Source organism: bacterium (genome assembly GCA_035527515.1).
Lineage (GTDB): Bacteria > B130-G9 > B130-G9 > B130-G9 > B130-G9 > B130-G9.
In genome coordinates, this window is the sequence record DATLAJ010000162.1 from 1 (window position 1) to 2,030 (window position 2,030).

Annotated in this window: 3 protein-coding genes; all 3 read left to right on the forward strand. The window is 55.6% G+C overall.

Features of this window, described 5'->3' with window-relative positions; all coding sequences use genetic code 11:
- The coding region (locus VM163_13165; GenBank protein ID HUT04830.1) for a hypothetical protein at positions 1-1,421 on the forward strand (1,421 nt) is incomplete at its 5' end.
- Positions 1,422-1,802 carry a hypothetical protein gene (locus tag VM163_13170; protein HUT04831.1) on the forward strand — a complete coding sequence of 127 codons (381 nt, stop codon included), beginning with the start codon at positions 1,422-1,424 and terminating at the stop codon, positions 1,800-1,802.
- Positions 1,799-2,030 (forward strand): hypothetical protein (locus VM163_13175; protein ID HUT04832.1); only part of this gene is annotated, 232 nt, incomplete at its 3' end. The genes VM163_13170 and VM163_13175, both read left to right, overlap by 4 nt.

Consider the following 2,030-nt stretch of genomic DNA (forward strand, 5'->3'; position numbering starts at 1 on the left):
GAGTAATGGCAGCCGAGGTCAAAACCGTTTTTACAGCCGACGACCGCGACATGATCAAGTCGCTTGAGAAGCAGGTTGCGGCCCAGAAGCGCGTCAACGAGGGCTTGCAAAAGCAGGTCACGTCCTTGAAGAGCGTGAAGAAAGCCACAGGGGACACGCGCAAGGAGGCTGCGTCTGGGGCTAGCGCTTTTATTGGCATGGGAAAAGCGATTGCACTGATGGGCGGGGCCGCCGCAATGTTCCGAGGGATCACCAGTGAGATTTCCTTAATGAACAAGGAGGCGAAGAGCGGCGCGGAGGCTTTGGCGGCGCAGATTGGCTCTCTTAAGGATAGAGGGCAAGTTACAACCAGCGCGAAGGACACTCGATTCCTTGAGGGCATCGACAAAGCATTTGCGACGAGTACAAGCATCGGAGGGTTGCTGAAAGCTAGACAGTTTGTAACAAAAGTTCGATCTATCACAACAATAAAAGATTCCGAACTGGGGGACATGCGGAAAGTTATAGATGCTGAGGGTGATGCTATGTCCCTCCTAGACGCCATTGCTCAGGCTCAATCTCTCTTTCCAGGGCAAACCGGAAACGCATTGCAGGTAGCAAACAAGCTTACTGTTGGCGGCGCACAGTCAAAGACTTCTGCGGGTGTTATCGCGACCGGTATAGCGGGGGCATCCGAGGGGCTTCTGTTGGCTGGATTAGATGACGAAGCTGCTATAACAGGTGTTTCGGCCTTGACAACTCCATTCAAAACTCCCGAAAAGGCAGGAACGAAGCTAGGCGCTATTGGCAGCATCGCCGCTATGGGAGGGATAAGGAATGCGAAGAGCATCCCGGAGCTGATAGACCGAATGAGTAAAGATAAAAAAATAATGAAAACACTGATGGGGCAGCGCGAGGTCTTCGGCGCGTTTGAAATAATTAGGCAGAAAAAAAACTTGGATGAGTTGAGAAAAGTCCGGGCACTAGTCGATGAACAAAACGTGTTGTCTGGGACGGAGTTTGATGCTGTGTCCCTTTCAGTTCAAAGAAATATGAGTTCCCCGGCGTTCAGAGTTGCCCGCAACGAATCCATGCGGAAAGGGCGAGAAGATGTCCGCTCGGCAGCTGAGGCTATCCGGGGTGAGCCATATGCGGACGTGTCACAGCGTTTCAATGAGCGTTTGAGCAATGAGGGCATGATTGAACGCATCGTAGAGCGGTCTCTTGCCACGTTCGCCAGCCTGTTCGGCCGTGGAGCCGGAACTATTATTCGCGAGGGGCTAATGGTGTCTCCTCTTACGAACCAACAGCCACAAGACCTCGTAAATGATATTCCCATGCCTGTCGGATCATGGCCATCGGCTGCGGCTGGATACCGAAGACCGGCCAGCCCGTTCATAACAGCGCCTGGCCCAATACGCACAGAGTCGGCGGTGGAATAAATGGTCGCATCTATTGGCAATTTCTCTTTCATCACCCTCAAGGGCGAGATTAACACCCTTGCCACTTCTCTGAGCCCGTTCAGCCGCCCAGGCATTAACGGCGTCGGCTTCCAGGACATCGGCACGCGCGGAGAGGAGACCACGCTCAACACGACCGTTGACCTGTCCTCCCTCGGCGCCGTCGACTCGACCTTCCTCGCATACCGCCGCATTCAGGGCACGCGAGTCAATATCACGAACGACCGCAACGTCACCTACACAAACGTTCTGATTCTGGGCGTCTCAGTGCTCTCGGCGCGTCCTCTCTCCATGGGCCGGGGCGGCCTGCTCGCTAACCCGGCGGCGCTTCTGACGTGCTCATGGAGGGTCCAGGCGACATGACCGTGACGCTCTCAGACCCCGTATGGCTCGACGACCAGACGCTTGTTCAGGCGTGGACGTCTTCTATCAGCGGCGCGACATTCTACGTCTACCGCGACCGGGAGTTTATCACGGCCACGCGCGCGAGCTCGATGCAGTTCCGCGTGGTGCCTGGCGAGTATCTCCTACTCGACGTATTCGATTCGTCGGGCGATTCGCCAGATTATGCCGCGCCAGGGCGCGTCTATC